Below are 19,011 nucleotides of genomic sequence, written 5' to 3'. Positions count from 1 at the left end.
GCCTTTCCCCGCCGCGCCCTCCGCGTATCGCCGGATGGTCGCGGGTATGGCACGGGGGCGGTGCCGCGGCATAGAACATTGTTGCGGCAGGCGGGACGCCGGAGGCGGGGAGGGCGGCAGGAGGCGCGCTGGGACTTGACGCCGCGGCGGGAAAGGTTTGTCTTATGAAGTGACGCTCCGGTTCCCTCGGCCCACAGGATGCCCATGCCCGACGAACGCACGCCCACTCTCCTGCGCGACCTGTCCTGGTTCAGGGCGCACCGGCACATGACGCTGCTCCTGGTGGCCATCGCCGTGGGCGTGCTCGGCGGCTACGGCGCCGTGCTCTTCCGCCTGGTCATCAAGCTCGCCCAGGGCATGTTCTACGGCCGCACCGGCGACATCATGGACTTCTTTCACGTGCTGCCGCGCTGGATGTTCGTGGTCATGCCCGCCGCGGGCGGCCTCGTGGTCGGCCTGCTGGCCCGCTACGGCGCGCGGGAGGCCCGCGGCCCCGGGGTGCCCGAGGTGCGCGAGGCCGTGCTCTACAAGGGCGGGCACATCAGGAAGCGCGTGGCCCTGGTGAAGATCCTGGCCTCGGCCGTGTGCATCGGCTCGGGCGGCTCGGTGGGCCGCGAAGGTCCCATCGTGCAGATCGGGGCGAGCGTCGGCTCGACCCTGGGGCAGTTGCTCGACGCCTCGGCCATGCAGCGAAAGACCCTGGTCGGCTGCGGCGCGGCCGCGGGCATAGCGGCCACCTTCAACGCGCCCATCGCGGGCGTGCTCTTCTCCCTGGAGGTCCTGCTCGGCGACTTCGGACTGACTTCCTTCTCGCCCGTGGTCCTCTCCTCGGTCACGGCCACGGTCATCTCGCGCCACTATTTCGGCGACTTCCCGGCCTTCGTCATTCCCGTCTACCACCTGCGGAGCGTCTGGGAATATCCCCTCTACGCCGGGCTCGGCCTGTGCTGCGGCCTTGTGGCCGTGCTCTTCATCACCGCGCTCTACTCCTGCGAGGACTTCTTCGACCGCCTGCGCCTGCCCGAGCCGCTGAAGCCCATGCTCGGCGGCCTGGCCATGGGCCTTCTGGTCCTCGCCCTGCCGCAGGTCTTCGGCGTGGGCTACGGCGCCATCAACCAGGCCCTGGTGGACCGCCTGGCCGCGCCGCTCCTTCTCTGCCTGATCTTCGGCAAGATCGCGGCCACCTCCGTGGTCCTGGCCAGCGGCGGTTCGGGCGGCGTCTTCGCGCCCTCGCTGTTCATCGGGGCCATGACCGGCGGGGCCTTCGGCTACGCCGCGCACGCGCTCGCCCCGGGCCTCACGGCCGGGCCCGGCGCCTACGCCCTGGTGGCCATGGGCGCCCTGGTCGCGGGCAGCACCCACGCGCCCATCACGGCCATCCTGATCATCTTCGAGATGACCAACGACTACCGCATCATCCTGCCGCTGATGATCTCCTGCATCCTGAGCACGCTGCTCGCCGGGATGCTCAAGAAGGGCAACATCTACACCCTGAAGCTCCTGCGGCGCGGGGTGAACCTGAAGCTCGACCCCGACCTGGCCCTGCTGCACTCCATCCCGGTGACGCGGCACATGCGCACGAAGATCGCCACCGTGCCCGAGGACATGCCTCTGCCCGGGGTCGTGGCGGCCTTCGAGGAGCGCGACGTGCCGCGCCTGCATGTGGTGGACCGGGAGCAGAGGCTTCGCGGGGTCATCGGCTTCGGGGACCTGCGGGCCGTGCTCATGGACGCCGAGCTTCTCGGCAGCCTGGTGGTGGCCGGCGACATGGCCGAGAACAGGCTCGCCGTGCTCCATCCCGCGGACAGCATCCTCACGGCCATGCGGCGCATGGAGGAGACGGGCTTCTCCCACCTGCCCGTGGTGGACCCGGAAAGCGGCCGCCTGCTCGGAACCATCGAGCAGAAGGACGTCTTCGCGGTCTACGGCCGGATCGTGCTCGACGAGGCCGCCTGAGCCGAGGGCCCGCCTCAGGCGTCCCTGGCGGAGAAGAGGCGCACGGCCAGTCCGGCGCCGAGCGCCGCCACGGCCGTGGCCCCCCCGAGGACGAAAGGCGCGCGCGGGCCGATGAGGTCCCAGGCCAGCCCCCCGGCCAGGCTGCCGAGCAGGGTCATGAAGCCGGTGGCCATGAGGAAGAGGCCCATGGCCGTGCCCTTGCGCTCGGCCGGGAGCCCGGCGGCCACGATGGCCTTGCCCACGCCCTCGGTCAGCCCCATGTAGAGCCCGTAGGCGGGAAAGAGCAGCCACGGCCAGGCCGGTCCGCTTGCCGTCGCGAAGCCCAGGTAGACCAGCGCGTAGAGTCCCCAGCCGGAGAGCATCATGCGCCAGCGGCCGAAGCGGTCGCTCGCGATCCCTGCCGGATAGGCCGAGAGGGCGTAGGTGAGGTTGAAGAGCAGGTAGGCCGCCATGACCTGCACGTCGCTCAGCCCGAGGCTCTTCGCCCGCAGGACGAGGAGGGTGTCGGTGCTGTTGGCGAAGGCGAAGAGGCCGAGCAGGGCCAGGGCCTGCCAGTAGCCGCGGGGCAGGCCGCGCAGGGCCGCTCCCGGCGAACGGGAGGCGGGCTGCCCGCAGGCGGCCGAAGTTTCGGATGGAGCCGTGCCGGTCCTGTCGCCGATCCCCTCGCCGGTCCTGTCGCGCAGCCGGAAGGTCAGCCGGACGGCTGCGAGCCCAGGCAGGGCCGCCAGCAGGAATATGAGCCTGTAGCGCCCGGGAAGGACGGCCAGGAGGCCCATGGCCAGGAGCACGCCCACGGCTGCCCCGGCCGTGTCCATGGCGCGGTGGAAGCCGAAGGCACGCCCGACGACGGCGGGCGGCGCCGCCTCCGCGATCATGGTGTCGCGCGCCGTGGTGCGCAGCCCCTTGCCCAGGCGGTCCACCATGCGCGCCAGGAAGACCATGGGCCAGCCGAAGGCCAGGGCCAGCATGGGCTTGGACAGGGTCGCCAGGCCGTAGCCCGCGCGCACGTAGGGGGTCCGCCGCCCCATCCTGTCGCAGTGCCAGCCCGAGAACCCCTTCATGAGGCTCACCAGGGCCTCGGCCGCGCCCTCCATGGCCCCGAGCACCACGACCGGGGCGCCGAGAACGGACGTGAGGAACAGGGGCACCACGGGGTAGATCATCTCCGAGGCCACGTCCGTGAAGAAGCTGACCCAGCCGAGGGTCACTATGGCCGCGGGAAGCCGCCGCGAGCCCCGCCGGTCTTCCGTGCCGTCCGTCTTCATCTGATCCTCTCCCATGCCGTCCTCGTCCGCCGCGTCCATACGACCGCCGCGTGACGCTGTCCAGAACGGAGCCGCGTCGGCTTGTTGCGGCCGCGTGAAGGGGCTACATGCTGCAGATGGAATTCCTTCAACCGCCGGAGGCGTGAATGGAAGCTGTCTGGATTCCCATCACCGAGCCCATAACAGGAAACGAGGAGCCGGGCGACCCCGGAAGGCCCGAGCACGGCCTGATCCAGTTCTACAAGGCCTTCAACGGCCGCGACCTCGCGCTCATGGGCGAGAACTGGCTGCGCGAGGCCGGGGACATCGCCATGGACAATCCGCTCGGCGGCATCATGCGCGGCTGGGAGGAGATCTCCGCGGTCTACGCGCGCATCTTCGGCGGCCCGGCCACGGTCCGGGTGGAGTTTCACGACTACACCCTGCATGCGGCGCAGGACGTCTTCTACGCCGTGGGCCGGGAGCGCGGCGAGTTCGCGCGGGGCGCCGAGCGGCTCGACCTGCGCATCCGCACGACCCGGGTCTTCAGGCTCGCGGGCGGGCGCTGGCGGCAGGTCCACCACCACGGCTCCATCGACGACCCGAAGCTTCTGGCCAGGTACCAGGCGGCCGTGGCCGGGAAGTGAGCCTTCCCGGCCGCGGCGGCCCTGCCGGTCAGTCCCTGGCGGCCGCCTCGGCCAGCCTGGCCGAGAGGTCGAGGAGTTCGACCGCCTCCTCGAGCCCGTCGAGGAAGCGGCCGGGGATGCCCGAGAGCCCGGTCTGCGCGCCCACGAGCGCGCCCACGAGGATGCTGCGCGCCTGGTTCTGGCCGCCGCCGTTCACGGAGTGCAGCACCGCGGCCTCGAAGTCGTCGGCAAAGCGCGCCGCGAGGTAGTAGGCGGCCGGGAGCTGGTGGTAGATGGCGCACGGCATGCCGTAGACCAGCGAAACCTTCCAGGCTGGCTCGATGCGGATGTCCGGATCGGCCGCGGCCCGGGCCATGTAGGACGGCGTGAGCAGCGCGTCGGGCGAGGCGAACTTGCCCGCGCGCGGCGGATCGGGATCGCCCGGACGGGGCGGCTGCACGTTGTCGCGGGTCACGGCGTGGAAGGGCAGCTCTCCGGTCTTGACCAGCTTCATGAGCCTGTCGGAGAGCTTCGCGTCGAACCTGTGGCCCTGCACCAGCTGGCCGAGCACCGCGCAGAAGGCCACGGTCATGGAGACCACCACGTCGTCGCCCTGGGTCAGCGCGGCGTTCTCCGCCACGGCCGCGGCAAGCCTGCCCGGATCGCGGGCGAGGCGCACGGCGATGGCCAGGGCGCGCTCGATGGCCTCGGTGGTGTCCGCGTTGCCGCCGGTCTGCCCCCAGGGCAGCTTCTGCTGCACGCGCCTGCGCCAGGCCTCGCGGATGGACTGGCTGGTGTAGTTGCCCGGGCCGCTCACCGGCGTGCCGTCCAGCAGCGGGAAGAGCTCCTCGTCCATGCGGCGGCAGAAGTCCCCGGCGTCGTAGCCGCCGCGCTCGACGAGCGAGCGCAGGGTGAGCTTCAGGATGAAGCCCGCCTGGGAGAGCTGTCCCGCCCGGCATCCCTCGTGGTAGCGGCCGGGCTTGGGGTCGGTGTAGCCGTCGATCCAGTCGCCGAAGTCGCGGCGGAGCTCGGCCAGGTCGTAGTACCAGTGGGGCCCGAGCCCCAGCGCGTCGCCCACGAAGGCGCCCATGAGGGCCCCGGCGGCGCGGTCCTTCAAGGTTCCCTGCTCGATTGTCGGCATGTCGTCCTCCCGGCGCGCGGCGCCGTCCGGTGAAAGGGCCTCCTAAATGCCGCTCGGCACGGCGTACTGCGCGGGCACCCAGGCATAGCCCCTGCCCTGCGCGCGCACGCGGCCGAGGGCGGGGAAGGGCAGGTGCGCCCCGGCGAGCCAGCAGCCGTCCGCGTCCGCCTCGGCCAGCACGCGCGCCCTGGTGGCCGCGGCCTGCGCCTGGTCCACGTCGTAGTCTATGGTCACCTCGGGCCGCGCGAACTGCACGGCCGCGCAGTGCACGATGTCGCCCCAGGCGAGCAGCGACTCCTTCCCCGCGCGCACGGAGAAACCGCAATGCCCCGGGGTGTGGCCGGGCAGCGGCACGGCCTCGATGCCCTCCGGCCCGCCGAAGTCGGTGAGCGGTCCCCTGCGCAGCGGAAAGACCGTGAGCCTGTCCGCGGCCCGGTAGGGGGCCAGAGCCGAGCGCAGCCCGAGGAGGCCGTCGCGCTTGTCCGCCGGGGCCGTTGCCAGCCGCTCGTCGCTCAGCCAGTAGGCGACCTCCGGCTCACTCACGAACAGCCGGGCCGAGGGGAAGACCGGGCGGCCCGCCTCGTCCGTCAGGCCGCGGGCGTGGTCGGAATGCAGGTGGGTCAGGAGCACGGTGTCGATCCGCCCGGGCTCGACGCCCGCGGCCCTGAGGTTCCCCATGAGGCGCCCGGCGCGCGGGCCGAAATATCCGCCCGCGCCGCAGTCCACCAGGACGAGGTTCTTCCCCGTGTCCACGAGGAAGCAGTTGAGGGCGGTGGGCGCCGGACCGGCCGCGGGCAGGCGCGCGGCCAGGAGCAGCGCGGCGATGTCCGCCGTGTCCGCGCCGTGCAGCATGTCCGGGGTCACCTTGCCCGCCCCGTCGTACAGGGCGGTGATCTCCACCCCGCCGAGCCGCAGGCGGAAGTAGCCGGGCACCTGGGCGTCCTTCTTCCCGGGCTCGGGAAGCCCGGCGGCCATGGCGGCGGCGGGCGCGAGGGCCGCGAAGGGCAGCGCGGTCAGGGCGAGGGCTGTCTGCAGGAAGCTGCGTCGGGCGATCATGGAAACCTCCGAAGGGATGCGCGGCGGGGAGCCGCTTTTCCCTGAGCATAGCACGGCACGGGGAGCGTGCAAGAAGGCACTGAAACCATACCGGGGAAGGCGCGGCAGGCGATTGCCCGGGGACGGCCGCCCATGGAGCTTGATTTCCGGAAAAGTCGCGCGTTACATTGGGTCGCCTTCCGGAGTTGGGGGAACTTCCTGTCGGGTGCTCTTTGCGGACGTGAGGTCTCGATGAGCCAGAAAGCGGTCCAGAGAGAGAAGGGCCAGTTGCGCGACCTGGAGGGCGAACTTCGGGCCGCCCGCGATCTGGTCGCCCGGCTGGAGGCGGAGCTCGAGGCCGCCTCCGGCGCCCCCGCCGTGGGAGGGCAGAGCGACGAGGAACGCTTCCGCCAGCTGTTCGAGGAGGCCCCGCTCGGCTACCAGTCCCTCGACGCCGACGGCAACTTCCTCGCGGTCAACCAGGCCTGGCTCGAGACGCTCGGCTATTCGCGGGAAGAGGTTCTGGGCCGGAACTTCGGCGATTTCCTGGCCGACGAGTGGGGCGACCACTTCAAGGAGAACTTCCCGCGCTTCAAGGCCCTGGGCGAGATCCTCGGCGTGGAGTTCGAGCTCGTGCGCAAGGACGGCACCAGGGTCCTCGCGGCCTTCAACGGCAAGATCGGGCGCGACGCCGACGGCCGCTTCAAGCAGACCCACTGCATCTTCCACGACATCACGGAGCGCCGCAGGGTGGAGCAGGCCGTGCGGCAGAACGAGGAGCGCTTCCGCACGCTTTTTGCGGGCATCTCCTCGGTCGCGGTGCAGGGATACCGCCCGGACGGCACCGTGCGCTACTGGAACGCGGCCTCGGAGAAATTCTACGGCTACAGCGCCGAGGAGGCCGTGGGCCGGAACATCTGCGATCTCGTGCTTCCCGCGCATCTGCACGAGGCCTTCCGGGCGGACGTGCGGCGCATGGTCGAGACGGGCCAGCCCCTGCCCTCCGCTGAGCTCGTCCTGCGCCGCAAGGACGGGGCCGAGGTGGAGGTCCTCTCGAGCCACGCCATAGTCGCCGTGCCGGGCTGCGAGCCCGAGCTCTTCTGCCTCGACGTCGATCTGGCGGCCCGCAAGCGGGCCGAGGAGGCCATGCTTTCGGCCAAGGCCCAGGCCGAGGAGGCCAGCCGCGCCAAGAGCGAGTTCCTGGCCAACATGAGCCATGAGATACGCACCCCGCTGAACGGCCTGCTGGGCATGATGCACCTCCTGAAAGGCACGGCCCTGGACGGCGAGCAGCGGCAGTACGTGGACATGGCCATCCGCTCGAGCGACCGGCTGACCGAGCTGCTGAGCGACATCCTCGACCTCTCCCGGGTCGAGGCCGGGCGCATGGAGCTGGTACGAGAGGAATTCACGCTCCAGGGCCTCATCGGCTCCATCGTGGAGACCTTCGGCCCCCTGGGCAGCGAAAAGCGGCTCTCCCTGGGCATCGGGATCGAGCCGGACCTGCCGCCCGTGCTCCTGGGCGACGAGGTGCGCATCCGCCAGGTCCTGTTCAACCTCGTGGGCAACGCCATGAAGTTCACCGAGCAGGGAGGCGTCGTCGTGGAGGCCTGCGGGCTGCCTTCGCCGTGCCCCGGAGAGGTCCGCGTGCTCTTTACGGTCAGGGACAGCGGCATCGGCATCCCGGACGACAAGCTCGGCATCATCTTCACGGGCTTCATGCAGGCCGACACAGGCAAGTCGCGGCGCCACCAGGGCGCAGGGCTCGGCCTGACCATCTCCAAGCGCCTGGTGGAGCTCATGGGCGGCACCATGGCCGTGGAGACCGAGCAGGGCGTGGGGTCGGCGTTCTACGTCTCCCTGCCCCTGGGCCTGCCCGAGGCCGGGAGCGGCGCTGCGGCCTCCGCGGGCGCGCCGCTCTCCGAACTGCGGCCCGGGCTGCGCATCCTGCTCGCCGAGGACGAGCGGATGAACAGGCTCTTCGCCACGCGGCTGCTCGAGAAGCTCGGCCAGGAGGTGACGGCCGTGGAGAACGGCCGCGAGGCGCTGCAAGCCCTGCGGGCGGACGATTTCGACCTCGTGCTCATGGACGTGCAGATGCCGGAACTGGACGGCCTGGAGGCCACCCGGGCGCTCCGCGACCGGACCGCCTTCGGACCCAAGGCGGACATCCCGGTCATCGCGGTCACGGCCCACGCCATGGCGGGCGACCGGGAGGAGTTCCTGGCCGCGGGCATGACCGACTACATCGCCAAGCCCATCGACTCCGCCCAGCTCGTGCACGCGCTCTGCCGCGTGCAGGCCTCCCTGGACGCCGGCCGGGCCGCGGACGGCCGGGAACGGGACAGCTAGCGCCGGAACTGCCCGGCGCCGGGCGCCGCGCTCTCGGCCCCCCTGACCTCCCGCACCCGGGCGTTGAACTCCTTGAGGAAGCCCGGGTTTCGGGCGATGAAATCCTTGGAGAAATAGACCCCGAGCGGGGTGTGGGTGAAGGGGGAGGCCCTGACCCTGTCCTCCTGCCCCATGTCGCGCAGTATCCTGTCCATGACCAGCCTGTTGGCCATGACCGCGTCCAGCCGGCCCGCCTCGAGCATCTTCAGGAGGTCGCGGGTGTTCTCCGGCTGTGCGCGCGCCACGTGGTAGCCGCTGCGGACGAGCACCAGGTTCATGTTCGCCCCGAGGAAGCTGCTGACCAGGGCCTTGTCCCTGAAGTCCGGGCTTCGCGGGTCGAGCGGGCTGTCCGCCCGCAGGTACCAGGCGTACTCCTGCTCGGCGATGGGCTCCGAGAAGAGAGCGTATGCGTCCCGCTCCCTGTTCGGCGCGGCCGCGAAGAACCCGTCGGCCTGGTCGTGGCGCACCAGTTCCTGGGCCCGCTTCCAGGGCACGACCCGGATCACGCAGTCCACGCCCATGCGGCGCAGCGCGGCGCGGACCACGCCCACGGCCAGGCCGTTGAAACGGCCGAATTCGTCATAGCTGCCGTAGGGGGCGAGGTCGTGGGTGGCGAGCACGATCGGGCCGCGCACCGGTCTGAAGGCCGACGCCGGGAGCGGCGCGAGCGCGAGCAGCAGCAGGATGATGCCGAGGATCGGTCCCATCATGGGGTCCCCAAGCGTTGGGCGTGGGCAATATGCCAATATTGGCATATGAGGGGACAGTATTGCAAGATGCGGCGAACGATATTCTCCGCCGATGGAGGCGGAGCCCGGGAGGGCCCGTGCGGCAACGGCGGGCCGCTGACGGCGGAGAGGGCTCCGGAAGGGAAGACCTCTGCGGCAAACTTTGTTAAAGCGGGGCCGACGCCGCGCGTGCGGCCGTTTCGCGCATCGCGTTGTGGAGGAACCGTGAGCCGCTTCAGAGAAACCCTGCCCTTCAACCTGCGCCAAGGCGTCAAGGTGGGCCTGGCCTCGGTCCTGGGATACGCCGGAGCCCTGGCCGCCGGGTCCCACTACCCCTACATCGCCACCGTCTCCGCGGTCATCGTGGTCCAGACCTACGTGGCGGACACGCTGCAGATGGCGCTCTACCGCGCCTCCGGAACCATCATCGGCTGCCTTCTGAGCATCGCGGCGCTCATCCTCACGCCCACGCTCGGCACGCCGGTCTGCCTCTTCCTGGCGATATTCATCTGCGCCTTCCTCATCAGCTACACCAAGCACTTCCGCATGGCCGCCATCACCGTGTCCATCGCCTATCTGGTCTGCATCCACGACGGTGGGGACTGGGCCTACGCCATCGAGCGCATGGTGGAGATCATGGTGGGGGTGTGCGCTGCTGTGGTGGTCTCGCTGGCCTTCTTCCCGGACCGCGCCTCCAAGGCGCTGCGCCAGGCCATAGCGGCCTATTTCCAGGAGGCCGCGCGGCTCCTGCCCGTGCTCATGGACGCCTTCGTGGACCGGCAACAGGCCGTGCCTCCCGGAACCCTGGACACGCTGGACCGCGAGTACATGAACTGCCGCGACCTGATGAACAAGGCCCTGACGCGCGAGGCATGGTTCTTCTCCGCCTACCGCGAGCGCACGATCAAATCCATGAACCTTGCCGGGGCCGCGCGCGAGAGCCTGCACGGCCTGGCCCAGGCCCTCCTGGTGCCCAGCGGCGGCGAGGGGCGCCGGGGCGGGGTCAGGCTCATCCTCGAGCCCGAGCTGCGCGCCCTGGGCGAGGCCATGGCCGCGGGGCTTTCGGACCACGTGGCCTTTCTGCAGAACCCCCATCCCGGAGCGGACCTGCTCCTGGCCCTGGACAGGGCGGACGCGCGCCTGCTCGACCTGCGCGCCCACGACATCACCAAGCGCCTGGGGCTCGAGACCCTGGCCCAGTTCTACGCGGGCTGGCAGAGCCTGCACAACCTGGCCGAGGCCATGCTCGCCTTCGCCAGGGGCTGAACGGCCCTAGTCCTCGAGACTTTCGGGAATCCGCTCGACCATGGCCCTGATCTCGTCGCGCACGCGGCGGTAGTGGGCCATGGCCTCCTCCTCGCTCTTCGCGTCCCTGGCCAGGCTCGGCGGATCGTCGAAGCCGCGGTGCACGCGGCGCGGCCTGCCGTCCGGACCAGCCGGGAAGTAGGGGCAGGTCTCGGCCGCGTGGCCGCACAGCGTCACCACCCAGTCGAAGTCGAGGTCCGGCAGCTCGTCCACGGTCTTCGAGACGTGGCCCGAGATGTCCACCCCCGCCTCGGCCATGGCCTTGACCGCCAGGGGGTTCAGGCCGTGCTTCACCACCCCGGCCGACGAGGCCTCGATGGCGTCGCCGCGAAGGGCGTCGGCGAAGCCCTCGGCCATCTGGCTGCGGCAGGAATTGCCCGTGCACAGAAAAAGAATGCGCAGCTTGCTCATGCGTGCTCCGTTGGGGTTCTCGCTGCCCCGGCGCCGCTCAGGCCCCGGGTTCCGGGACGCCCTGCAGGCGTCCCATGCTGCCCTGGCAGCCCTTGGCGCACCAGGCGACGAACCTGGTCACCTCGGCCCTGATCTCGTCGCGCACCGTGCGGATCTGGGCCAGGATCTCCTCGGGGCTGCCCGTGAAGGTCGCGGGGTCCGCGAAGGGCAGGTGCAGGCGGTGCGTCACCCCCGGGAAGACCGGGCATTTCTCCTCGGCCTCGGCGCAGACCGTGACCACGTAGTCGTAGAGGCGGCCCTGCCTGAAGAGGTCGAAGACGCTCTTGGCCCGGGCCGTGCCCAGGTCCAGCCCCTCCTCGCGCATGGCCTGCACGACGTACGGATTGACGGACGTGGGCTCGAGCCCCGCGCTCTCCGCCGTGTAGTCGGGCGCGCCGATCGCGTTCAGGAAGGCCTCGGCCATCTGGCTGCGGGCGCTGTTGTGGCTGCAGATGAACAGGACGCGCTTCATGGCCTTGTCCTCCCGTTCGGGTGCTGTCCGGCGGCCTAGGGCCTGCCGTCCGGCGCGCAGGCCAGGTGGCAGACGCCGCCCGGCGTCTCGACCGCATGGGGGAAGTACTTCCGCCTGAAGTGCAAGGCCACGTTGACGAGGGCGATGAGCACCGGGACCTCGACCAGGGGGCCGATGACCGCGGCGAAGGCCTCGCCCGAGTCGATGCCGAAGACAGCGATGGCCACGGCGATGGCCAGCTCGAAGTTGTTGGAGGCCGCGGTGAAGGAGAGGGTGGCCGACTGCTCGTAGGTGGCGCCCGCCTTGCGCGAGAGCCAGAAGGAGACCAGGAACATGGCCAGGAAGTAGACGCACAGGGGCAGCGCGATGCGCAGCACGTCGAGCGGCAGGAGGACGATGACCTCGCCCTTGAAGGAGAACATGACCACGATGGTGAAGAGCAGGAAGACGAGCGTGAGCGGGCTTACGGCGGGCACGAAGACCGTCTCGTACCACTCCCGCCCCTTGAGCCTGAGCCCCACGAAGCGCGAGAGCATGCCGCCGAGGAAGGGGATGCCCAGGTAGACGAAGACCGACTCCGCGATCTGGCCCATGGAGACGTGGACCACCGCGCCCGAGAGGCCGAAGAGGCCGGGCAGCACGGTGATGAAGAACCAGGCGTAGACCGAGAAGAAGAGCACCTGGAAGAGCGAATTGAAGGCCACGAGCCCGGCGCAGTATTCGCAGTCGCCCTCGGCCAGGTCGTTCCAGACGATGACCATGGCGATGCAGCGGGCCAGGCCGATGAGGATCAGGCCGACCATGTACTCGTGCTGCCCGGAGAGGAAGGCAACGGCCAGGCCGAACATGAGCGCCGGGCCGATGATCCAGTTCTGGACCAGGGACAGGGCGAGCACGCGGCCGTTGGAGAAGACCCTGTGCAGCTCCTCGTAGCGGACCTTGGCCAGGGGCGGATACATCATCAGGATGAGCCCCAGGGCGATGGGCAGGTTGGTGGTGCCCACGCTTCCGGAGGCGATGACCTCCTTGATGCCGGGGTAGAACCAGCCGAGCGCCACGCCCAGGGCCATGGCCAGGAAGATCCAGAGCGTCAGGAAGCGGTCCAGGAAGGACAGATGCTTGGCGTGCGGCGTGTTCATCGCGTTCTCCTGCCGGGCCGCGGCCCGCGTGTTTCGTCGCGCAGGCGCCCGGTCAGGCGCATGCATTCGGATCCTTGGTTTTCAGGAACTCGGCCAGGACGCGCTGGTCTTCCGTGGCCTGGGCTTCGGAGGCCAGACAGTCGAGCAGGGAGTCGAGAAACGGCCCCCATGCCCCTTCGCCCTCGGGATGCAGACTGTAGTAGGTCCAGGTGCCGCCCTTGCGCGCCGCTACCCAGCCGGCGCTGCGCAGCACGGAGAGGTGGCGCGACACGCTGGACTGGGGCATGTCGAGCACGGCCATGAGATCGCAGACGCACCGCTCGCCGTGCCGGAGCAGCGCGAGCATGCGCAGGCGGGTCGGTTCGCCGAGAGCCTTGAGTCGCTGGACCGCTTTTTCCATGGCAATCAATATATCCGAATATCCGGATATATTGGTTACCATTCTATGACATTTTCCGCGGCTCGGCTGGAAAACGCTGCAGGACGGGATGTTCCGCCCGAAAAAAACCGGCGGCCGGTGCCTGTCGCCGCTCCTAGCGGCAGCCGCAGCCGCAGCCCACGTCGCGCGCGGCCTTGCGCTCCAGGGCCAGGCGCGTCTTGAGCGTCGTGAGGAGCCGGTTGACCTCGTCCTCGTCGAGGTCGAGGCACTTGTCCTTGGTCATGCCGAGCTCGGTGAGGGTCACGTAGTGCGCGGGCACGATGCCCGCGTTCTCCAGCACCTTCTTCACGCAGGCCACGGGGCAGCCGTCTATGGCGATGATCCCCGGTCCTCCGGGCGCGGCCGTGTCCCGGGCGGACTGCACGAAGCCCGGGAGCCCCGCGCCGATTCCGGCCAGGCAGAACAGCTTGCCGTAGTCGCTTTTCGTCAGCTCCACGGCCAGCCGGTTGCTCATCTGGCCCACGTTGGAGCCTCCGGCGCAGGCCAGGATCATGGGGGTCATGGATGCGGATGCGTTGGCGCAGCAGTCGGCCATGTCGGTCTCTCCTCTTTCCTTTCGGTTCTCAGTCCTCGAGCCAGCCCACGATGTCCTTTTGCGAAGGCACCCGGCCCACGGCCTTGACCTGGCCGTCCACGGCCACGGCCGGGGTGGAGAAGACGCCGAGCTCCATGATCTTCTGCATGTCCGTGACCTTCTCCACGCGCGCCTCGACCCCGAACTTGGCGGCGGCCTCGTCCGCGGCCGCCTCGGCCACGCGCGCGGCCTCCTTGCACTTGGCGCAGCCGGGACCCAGTACCTGTACCACCTTCATGTGCAGCCTCCGTGTGGTTGCGGTTGATATGTCGGGGGACCCGCACGGCGGATCCCCTCCGGTTCAGATGATGGCGTTGAACAGCCAGCCCACGAGCAGGATGCCGCCGGCGACCACGCCGATGAAGACCGCGATGAGGCGCGGCTTCAGCACCTTGCGCAGGATGACCATCTCCGGGAACGACAGGGCGATGACGCTCATCATGAAGGCCAGCACCGTGCCGAGCGCCGCCCCCTTGCCGAGCAGCGCCTCCACCACGGGGATGATGCCCGCGGCGTTCGAGTACATGGGCACGCCGAGCAGCACGGAGAAGGGCACGGCCCACCAGGACGAGCGGCCCATGATCCCGGCCAGGTAGCCCTGGGGCACGTAGCCGTGGATGGCCGCGCCCACGGCGATGCCGATGATCACGTATTTCCAGACCCGGCCGACGATCTCCCGGACCGCGTCCGCGCCGTAGCGCACGCGGTCGCGCAGGGAGAGCGGGCCCAGGTCCGGGGCTGCCCCGGCGCGGATGGCGTGCACCCAGTCCTCGATGTGCCCCTCCATGCGCAGACGGCCGATGACCATGCCCGAGACCACGGCCACGGCGATGCCGGTGACGAAATAGAGGGCCGCCACGCGCCAGCCGAGCAGGCCGTAGAGCAGGACCAGGGCGATCTCGTTGACCATGGGCGCGGAGACCAGGAAGGAGAAGGTCACGCCGAGCGGCACCCCGGCCGTGACGAAGCCGATGAACAGCGGCACGGCCGAGCAGGAGCAGAACGGCGTGACCACGCCGAGCAGCGCGGCCAGGACGTTGCCCACGGACTCTCGCTGTCCGGCCAGCACGCGCCGCGTCCACTCCACGGTCACGAAGGAGCGCAGGATGCCCACGAAGAAGACGATGAGCACGAGGAGCATGAGCACCTTGGGCGTGTCGTAGGCGAAGAACTGCAGGGCCGAGCCGAGGCGGCCGTCCGGCGGAAGGCCGAGCAGGCCGTACGTGAGCCACTCGGAGAAGGGCAGGAGCTGCGAGTAGAGCGCGTACCAGAGCGCCACGGCGGCCGCCCCGGCCAGCCACCAGGAGAGCGGCAGGCCGCGACGTGGCTTCGGGGCGGCCTCGGCCTCGGGGGCCTGTGGCTTCGGCCGTGCGCCCGGAGCGGCGCAGGCGCAGAAATCTTCCCCAAGCGGCTTCATGCCTCGTCCCCTCCGTTCTTCGCGGTCGCCGCGTCCGCCGCGTGGCAGGCGCAGGCGGGGGCCGCGCCCAAAAGCTCGGCCAGGCCGCGCACTTCCTCGCCCAGGTGGGTGTCCACGCAGATGATGAACTGCCGCACGCAGGGCATGCGCAGGCGGTAGTGGATGTTCGTGCCCTCGCGGCGGCTCGTGACCACGCCCGCCTCGCGCAGCACGGCGAGGTGCTTGGACACTGCGGGCATGTTGCCGTCGCAGGCCTCGGTCAGCTCGCAGACGCAGCGTTCCCCCTGCATCAGCAGCTCCACCAGGGCCATGCGCACGGGATGCCCCAGGGCCTTGAAGACCCTGGCGCGCAGGACGTTCTTGTCGAGTATGTCGCTGGGCATGATGTCGTGCTCCTTAATTTCCTGTTTTGGAAAATAGGAAAGAATGAGGGGATCGTCAAGAGGGAAAGGGGAAGCGAGGACAAAGATGTCGATTACGGCTGGGCTGCGGAGTCGGCCGGGCGGCCTGCGCGGACGGCAAAGCGGCCCGTGGGGCGGGCCATGGCCACGGCGGTCAGGCGCTCGCGGCCCTGGCCTCCCTTCCAGCGAAAGCCCGTGGGGCTGCCGTCCGGCGCGGCGAGCAGGCCGATCAGCCCCGCGCCCAGGCCGTCCGCCCCGGCGGGCCTGGTGTCCGCGGCATGGGGGGCGGAGGTGAAGTCGATGACCTCGACCAGCCATTCGCCGGAGAGGTTCGGGGAGGGGCGGGGGGCCGCGCGCACGAGCACCACGTGGCCGCTGTTCTTCGTCCTGCTGTCCGCCAGGCGCTGCCAGGCCACCACGTCGCCGGGGCGCAGGTCACGCACGCGGCGCACGGGCAGCCAGAAGGTATCCCCGCCGTCCGGCAGTCCGGCGAAGAAGCGCTCGAAGTCGCCGGCGCGCTGCCGGGTGTGGCGGCCGCTGTCGAAGGGGATCTCGGCCAGGGCCTCGGGCATGCGGCGGCGCAGGAGCAGGTCGATGAACGAGGAGCAGTCGAGCACGTAGCGGCCCCTGGCCTCGTCGATCTTTGCGTGGTGGCCGTAGCGGGTGGACGTGGCCGTGGAGAGCATGCGCTCGGCCTCGCCGAGCAGCGGAGCGGCCTGCGCCGCTGCGGCGGAAGGCGCCGCGCCGGTGTCCGCGGCCATGCCCCGGCCGGACGCGCACAGCAGCAGAAGCGGCAGCCACAGGACGGAAAGGATGCGGCGCAGGACGGACATGCAGTGGCTCATAGCGCACTTCCCCGGCGCGGGGAACAGGGGCGGACGATGGGCCGAGGGATTGCCGTTCCGGCCGGATTCCAATCCTTCCGCGCAGCGGCTAGACTCGACGCCTTGCGGTGCCGCTCGCCTGCGCCGAAACACACGCTCGACCGAAAGCCGGGGGAAATTGCGCATGCCGAACGGGAACGGCACCAGGATGATCTACAGGAAGACGCCGGAATCGGCGGCCATGCTGGCGAACGTCAGACGGGCCACGGCCATCACAGCCGTTCTCAACCGTCTGACGTTCGACGATGCGGACGAGATCCGGTCCTTGTTCAGCGACCTGATAGGGAAGGTGGTGGACGAGAGCTTCTTGCTGATCCCTCCGTTCTATACCGTCTGTGGGGTCGACATCAGCGTCGGGCGCAACGTCTTCGTGAATCAGAACTGCACCTTCCACGACCTCGGCGGGCTCGACATCGCCGACGACGTGATGATCGGGCCGAACGTGAGCATCATCACGACCGGCCATCCCCTGGAACCTTCTCAGCGGCGCGCCGCCGTGGTCGCAAGGCCCATCATCATCGGGAGAAATGTCTGGATCGCGGCCGGAGCGACGATCATCGGCGGGGTGACGGTCGGCGAGAACTCGGTCGTGGCGGCGGGGGCGGTCGTCACCAAGGACGTTCCCGCGAATACCCTCGTCGGGGGAAACCCGGCGCGGGTCATCCGGCCGATCGGCGGCTGAGAGACGACTGCAGGAGGGCGAGGCCGGAGCTTCGGGCCGTCCCCGCGGCAGACCCTTGCCTGGCGGCCCTGTCCGTGCGAAAAGGGGAGCATGGAAAATCCCCATTGCAAGGAGCCCGCATGAACCCCGTCCACGTTCCCTGTCCGTCCTGCGGCGCGGTCAACCGCGTCGATCCCGCCCGGCTGGCCACGGCCACCTGCGGCAAGTGCGCCGCGCCGCTGGCCGCGGACCATCCCCTGGAGCTGACCGAGGCGAGCTTCGAGCGCCAGGTGGGGCGCTCGGGCCTGCCCGTGCTGGTGGATTTCTGGGCGCCCTGGTGCGGCCCCTGCCGGTCCATGGCCCCGGCCTTCGCCGAGGCGGGCCGCCTGCTCGGGCCCGGCGTGCGCCTGGCCAAGGTCAACACCGAGGCCGAGCGCGGCCTCGGCCAGGCCTTCGGCGTGCAGTCCATCCCGACCATGATCCTCTTCGTGGGCGGCAAGGAGCGCGACCGCGTCTCCGGGGCCATGCCCGCGCAGCAGATCGCCTCCTGGGCGCGCTCGCGCCTCGGCTAGTGTCGCGTCCATGAAAAAAGTCGATACGCTACGCAGTGGTAGTACGCGACACGTGAGCAAGCCGAAAACCACGTTTTCGGCGCAGCGATCTTCCGCAAAATACGGCTTTGCGTATTTTGCGGACGTCACACGAGGGAGAGGCCGGGAAAGCGGGAAGGGCTAGCCCGCGGCTGCACCTGTCCGGGCGCGCCTGTGCGCCCGCGCGGCGGCCACGAAGCGAGGCGCCCAGTGCGGCGTGCCCAGGGCGTGGATGTGGCTGTAGGCGGCGAAGGTGTTGCCCACGAAGAGCCCGTCGCGGCCCTGGTCCATGCCCGTGCCGCGCGAGAGGCGCAGGCAGAGGCTCGCTTCCTCGATGGGCGCGTGGCAGTGCGAGTAGTGGAACTCGTGGGCCCTGAGCCGCGCGCCCCTCGGGTGGTAGGGCGTCTCGCAGAGCACCTCGGCCTCCACGTAGCCGAGCCCCTTGGGCCGCGTGCAGACGCGGGTCTCCGCGGGCAGGGCCCCGGCCATGGGGTAGCGGCGTCCTTCGTATTCCAGGGCGCGCGCAAGGTACATGAAGCCGCCGCACTCGGCGTAGATGGGCAGGCCTGACGCGGAGAGGGAGCGCACGCGCTCGCGCACGTCGGCGCGGGCCGCGATGGCCGCGGCCTGGGTCTCGGGGAAGCCGCCGCCAAGGTAGAGGCCGTCGAGCTCGGGCCAGAAGTCCGGCGTCAGGACGCTCAGGAACTCGATGCGCGCCCCGGCCCGCTCGAGCGCCTCGATGTTCTCCGGATAGTAGAACCACAACGCCGCGTCGCGCACCACGCCGATGGTCACCTGTTCGCCCGGCTCGGCCTCGGGGAAGAGCGGCCGCGTGGGCTCGGCCAGCCCGCCCGCGGAGCGCGCGAGGCGCGTGAGGGCGGAAACGTCGCAGTGCTCGGCGATGATGTCGGCCAGCGGGTCCAGGACCGCGGCCCCGTCCATCTCCTGGTCGGACCACAGCCCCATGTGGCGCTCGGGGATGGGATTTCTCGAAAGCTTGGGCAGCATGCCGAGCACCGGCACGTCGGTGTTCGCCTCGATGGCCTCGCGCAGCACGGCGCGGTGGCGCTCGCCCGCCGTCTGGTTGCAGATCACGCCCGCGGGACGGAGCTTTGGATCGAAGGTGGCGCAGCCGTGCAGCAGGGCGGCCGCGGTGCGGGTCATCTTGGTGGCGTCCAGCACCAGGACCACGGGGGCGCGCAGGAGCTTGGCCAGCTCGGCCGTGGAGAAGGTGCCGCGCGCGTCGCCGCCGTCGAAGAGCCCCCGGTTGCCCTCGATGACCGAGACGCCGTCCGGCGTCGCGCGGTGGGCGAAGAGGCCGCGCACGGTCTCCTCGTCCATGAGGAAGGTGTCGAGGTTGGCGCAGGGGGTGCCCGCGGCCAGGGCGAGCCAGGCGGCGTCTATGTAGTCCGGGCCCTTCTTGAAGGGCGAGACCGGGAGGCCGGAGCGCGCGAGCAGCCGGGAGAGGCCGAGCGAGACGATGGTCTTGCCGGAGCCGCCGGAGAGTCCGGAGACGACGAGTCGGGGGAGGTGCAGCACGTGGATTCGCCGAAAGGAA

General features: G+C 70.2%; 20 protein-coding genes. 6 read left to right on the top strand and 14 right to left on the bottom strand.

The window, feature by feature from the left end:
• Window positions 1–204: 204 nt before the first annotated feature.
• Window positions 205–1,956, top strand: a complete 1,752-nt coding sequence (locus DSX2_RS13935) for a chloride channel protein (RefSeq protein WP_020881625.1) — start codon at window positions 205–207, stop codon at window positions 1,954–1,956.
• Between the two features lie 14 nt (window positions 1,957–1,970).
• Here DSX2_RS13935 and DSX2_RS13930 read toward each other — a convergent pair whose 3' ends face one another.
• Window positions 1,971–3,236: an MFS transporter gene (locus DSX2_RS13930; protein WP_236615127.1), complete on the bottom strand. Its 1,266-nt coding sequence runs from the start codon at window positions 3,234–3,236 to the stop codon at window positions 1,971–1,973.
• A gap of 131 nt (window positions 3,237–3,367) precedes the next feature.
• Between DSX2_RS13930 and DSX2_RS13925 the strand changes: the two genes are divergently transcribed.
• Window positions 3,368–3,847 (top strand): nuclear transport factor 2 family protein, encoded by a 480-nt coding sequence (locus DSX2_RS13925; protein ID WP_020881623.1) that lies wholly within the window; start codon window positions 3,368–3,370, stop codon window positions 3,845–3,847.
• 28 nt (window positions 3,848–3,875) lie between these two features.
• Here the strand turns inward: DSX2_RS13925 and DSX2_RS13920 are convergent, their stop codons facing one another.
• A complete protein-coding gene (locus DSX2_RS13920) occupies window positions 3,876–4,967 on the bottom strand; it encodes an ADP-ribosylglycohydrolase family protein (protein ID WP_020881622.1) in 1,092 nt (363 codons plus the stop codon).
• A 42-nt stretch (window positions 4,968–5,009) separates the two neighbouring features.
• Window positions 5,010–6,023 (bottom strand): MBL fold metallo-hydrolase, encoded by a 1,014-nt coding sequence (locus DSX2_RS13915; protein ID WP_020881621.1) that lies wholly within the window; start codon window positions 6,021–6,023, stop codon window positions 5,010–5,012.
• A 231-nt stretch (window positions 6,024–6,254) separates the two neighbouring features.
• On the opposite strand from DSX2_RS13915, the gene DSX2_RS13910 reads away from it, so the two are divergent.
• Window positions 6,255–8,354 carry a PAS domain-containing hybrid sensor histidine kinase/response regulator gene (locus tag DSX2_RS13910; protein WP_020881620.1) on the top strand — a complete coding sequence of 700 codons (2,100 nt, stop codon included), beginning with the start codon at window positions 6,255–6,257 and terminating at the stop codon, window positions 8,352–8,354.
• Here the strand turns inward: DSX2_RS13910 and DSX2_RS13905 are convergent.
• A complete protein-coding gene (locus DSX2_RS13905; RefSeq protein WP_035042675.1) occupies window positions 8,351–9,103 on the bottom strand; it encodes an ABC transporter substrate-binding protein in 753 nt (250 codons plus the stop codon). The genes DSX2_RS13910 and DSX2_RS13905 overlap by 4 nt on opposite strands.
• A 243-nt stretch (window positions 9,104–9,346) precedes the next feature.
• On the opposite strand from DSX2_RS13905, the gene DSX2_RS13900 reads away from it, so the two are divergent.
• A complete protein-coding gene (locus DSX2_RS13900) occupies window positions 9,347–10,387 on the top strand; it encodes an aromatic acid exporter family protein (protein ID WP_020881618.1) in 1,041 nt (346 codons plus the stop codon).
• A gap of 6 nt (window positions 10,388–10,393) precedes the next feature.
• On the opposite strand, the gene DSX2_RS13895 is transcribed toward DSX2_RS13900, so the two are convergent.
• The 9 genes from DSX2_RS13895 to DSX2_RS13855 form a co-directional block, all read right to left on the bottom strand.
• A complete protein-coding gene (locus tag DSX2_RS13895) occupies window positions 10,394–10,837 on the bottom strand; it encodes an arsenate reductase ArsC (protein WP_020881617.1) in 444 nt (147 codons plus the stop codon).
• A gap of 37 nt (window positions 10,838–10,874) precedes the next feature.
• A complete protein-coding gene (locus DSX2_RS13890; RefSeq protein ID WP_020881616.1) occupies window positions 10,875–11,348 on the bottom strand; it encodes an arsenate reductase ArsC in 474 nt (157 codons plus the stop codon).
• A gap of 35 nt (window positions 11,349–11,383) precedes the next feature.
• Window positions 11,384–12,487 (bottom strand): ACR3 family arsenite efflux transporter, encoded by a 1,104-nt coding sequence (arsB, locus tag DSX2_RS13885; RefSeq protein WP_020881615.1) that lies wholly within the window; start codon window positions 12,485–12,487, stop codon window positions 11,384–11,386.
• 52 nt (window positions 12,488–12,539) lie between these two features.
• Window positions 12,540–12,887 carry a helix-turn-helix transcriptional regulator gene (locus tag DSX2_RS13880; RefSeq protein WP_035042671.1) on the bottom strand — a complete coding sequence of 116 codons (348 nt, stop codon included), beginning with the start codon at window positions 12,885–12,887 and terminating at the stop codon, window positions 12,540–12,542.
• A 133-nt stretch (window positions 12,888–13,020) separates the two neighbouring features.
• Window positions 13,021–13,461, bottom strand: a complete 441-nt coding sequence (locus DSX2_RS13875) for a putative zinc-binding protein (protein ID WP_020881613.1) — start codon at window positions 13,459–13,461, stop codon at window positions 13,021–13,023.
• Between the two features lie 28 nt (window positions 13,462–13,489).
• Window positions 13,490–13,738: a thioredoxin family protein gene (locus tag DSX2_RS13870; RefSeq protein ID WP_020881612.1), complete on the bottom strand. Its 249-nt coding sequence runs from the start codon at window positions 13,736–13,738 to the stop codon at window positions 13,490–13,492.
• A 63-nt stretch (window positions 13,739–13,801) separates the two neighbouring features.
• Window positions 13,802–14,917, bottom strand: a complete 1,116-nt coding sequence (locus DSX2_RS13865; RefSeq protein WP_020881611.1) for a permease — start codon at window positions 14,915–14,917, stop codon at window positions 13,802–13,804.
• The gene (locus DSX2_RS13860) at window positions 14,914–15,300 is read right to left on the bottom strand and encodes a helix-turn-helix transcriptional regulator (protein WP_020881610.1); all 387 of its coding nucleotides are present in this window, start codon (window positions 15,298–15,300) and stop codon (window positions 14,914–14,916) included. The genes DSX2_RS13865 and DSX2_RS13860 overlap by 4 nt, the downstream gene beginning before the upstream one ends.
• 92 nt (window positions 15,301–15,392) lie before the next feature.
• Window positions 15,393–16,163, bottom strand: a complete 771-nt coding sequence (locus tag DSX2_RS13855) for a hypothetical protein (protein ID WP_020881609.1) — start codon at window positions 16,161–16,163, stop codon at window positions 15,393–15,395.
• A gap of 163 nt (window positions 16,164–16,326) precedes the next feature.
• Here DSX2_RS13855 and DSX2_RS18915 point away from each other — a divergent pair, with 163 nt between their 5' ends.
• Both DSX2_RS18915 and trxC read left to right on the top strand, forming a co-directional pair.
• The gene (locus DSX2_RS18915; protein ID WP_020881608.1) at window positions 16,327–16,884 is read left to right on the top strand and encodes a sugar O-acetyltransferase; all 558 of its coding nucleotides are present in this window, start codon (window positions 16,327–16,329) and stop codon (window positions 16,882–16,884) included.
• A gap of 119 nt (window positions 16,885–17,003) precedes the next feature.
• Window positions 17,004–17,435: a thioredoxin TrxC gene (gene trxC, locus DSX2_RS13845; RefSeq protein WP_020881607.1), complete on the top strand. Its 432-nt coding sequence runs from the start codon at window positions 17,004–17,006 to the stop codon at window positions 17,433–17,435.
• 159 nt (window positions 17,436–17,594) lie between these two features.
• On the opposite strand, the gene DSX2_RS13840 is transcribed toward trxC, so the two are convergent.
• Window positions 17,595–18,992 carry a cobyrinate a,c-diamide synthase gene (locus DSX2_RS13840; protein WP_020881606.1) on the bottom strand — a complete coding sequence of 466 codons (1,398 nt, stop codon included), beginning with the start codon at window positions 18,990–18,992 and terminating at the stop codon, window positions 17,595–17,597.
• Window positions 18,993–19,011 lie beyond the last annotated feature (19 nt).

It is taken from the genome of Desulfovibrio sp. X2 (assembly GCF_000422205.1).
Taxonomy (GTDB): Bacteria; Desulfobacterota; Desulfovibrionia; order Desulfovibrionales; family Desulfovibrionaceae; genus Alkalidesulfovibrio.
This window is presented reverse-complemented; position numbering and strand designations above follow the sequence as displayed.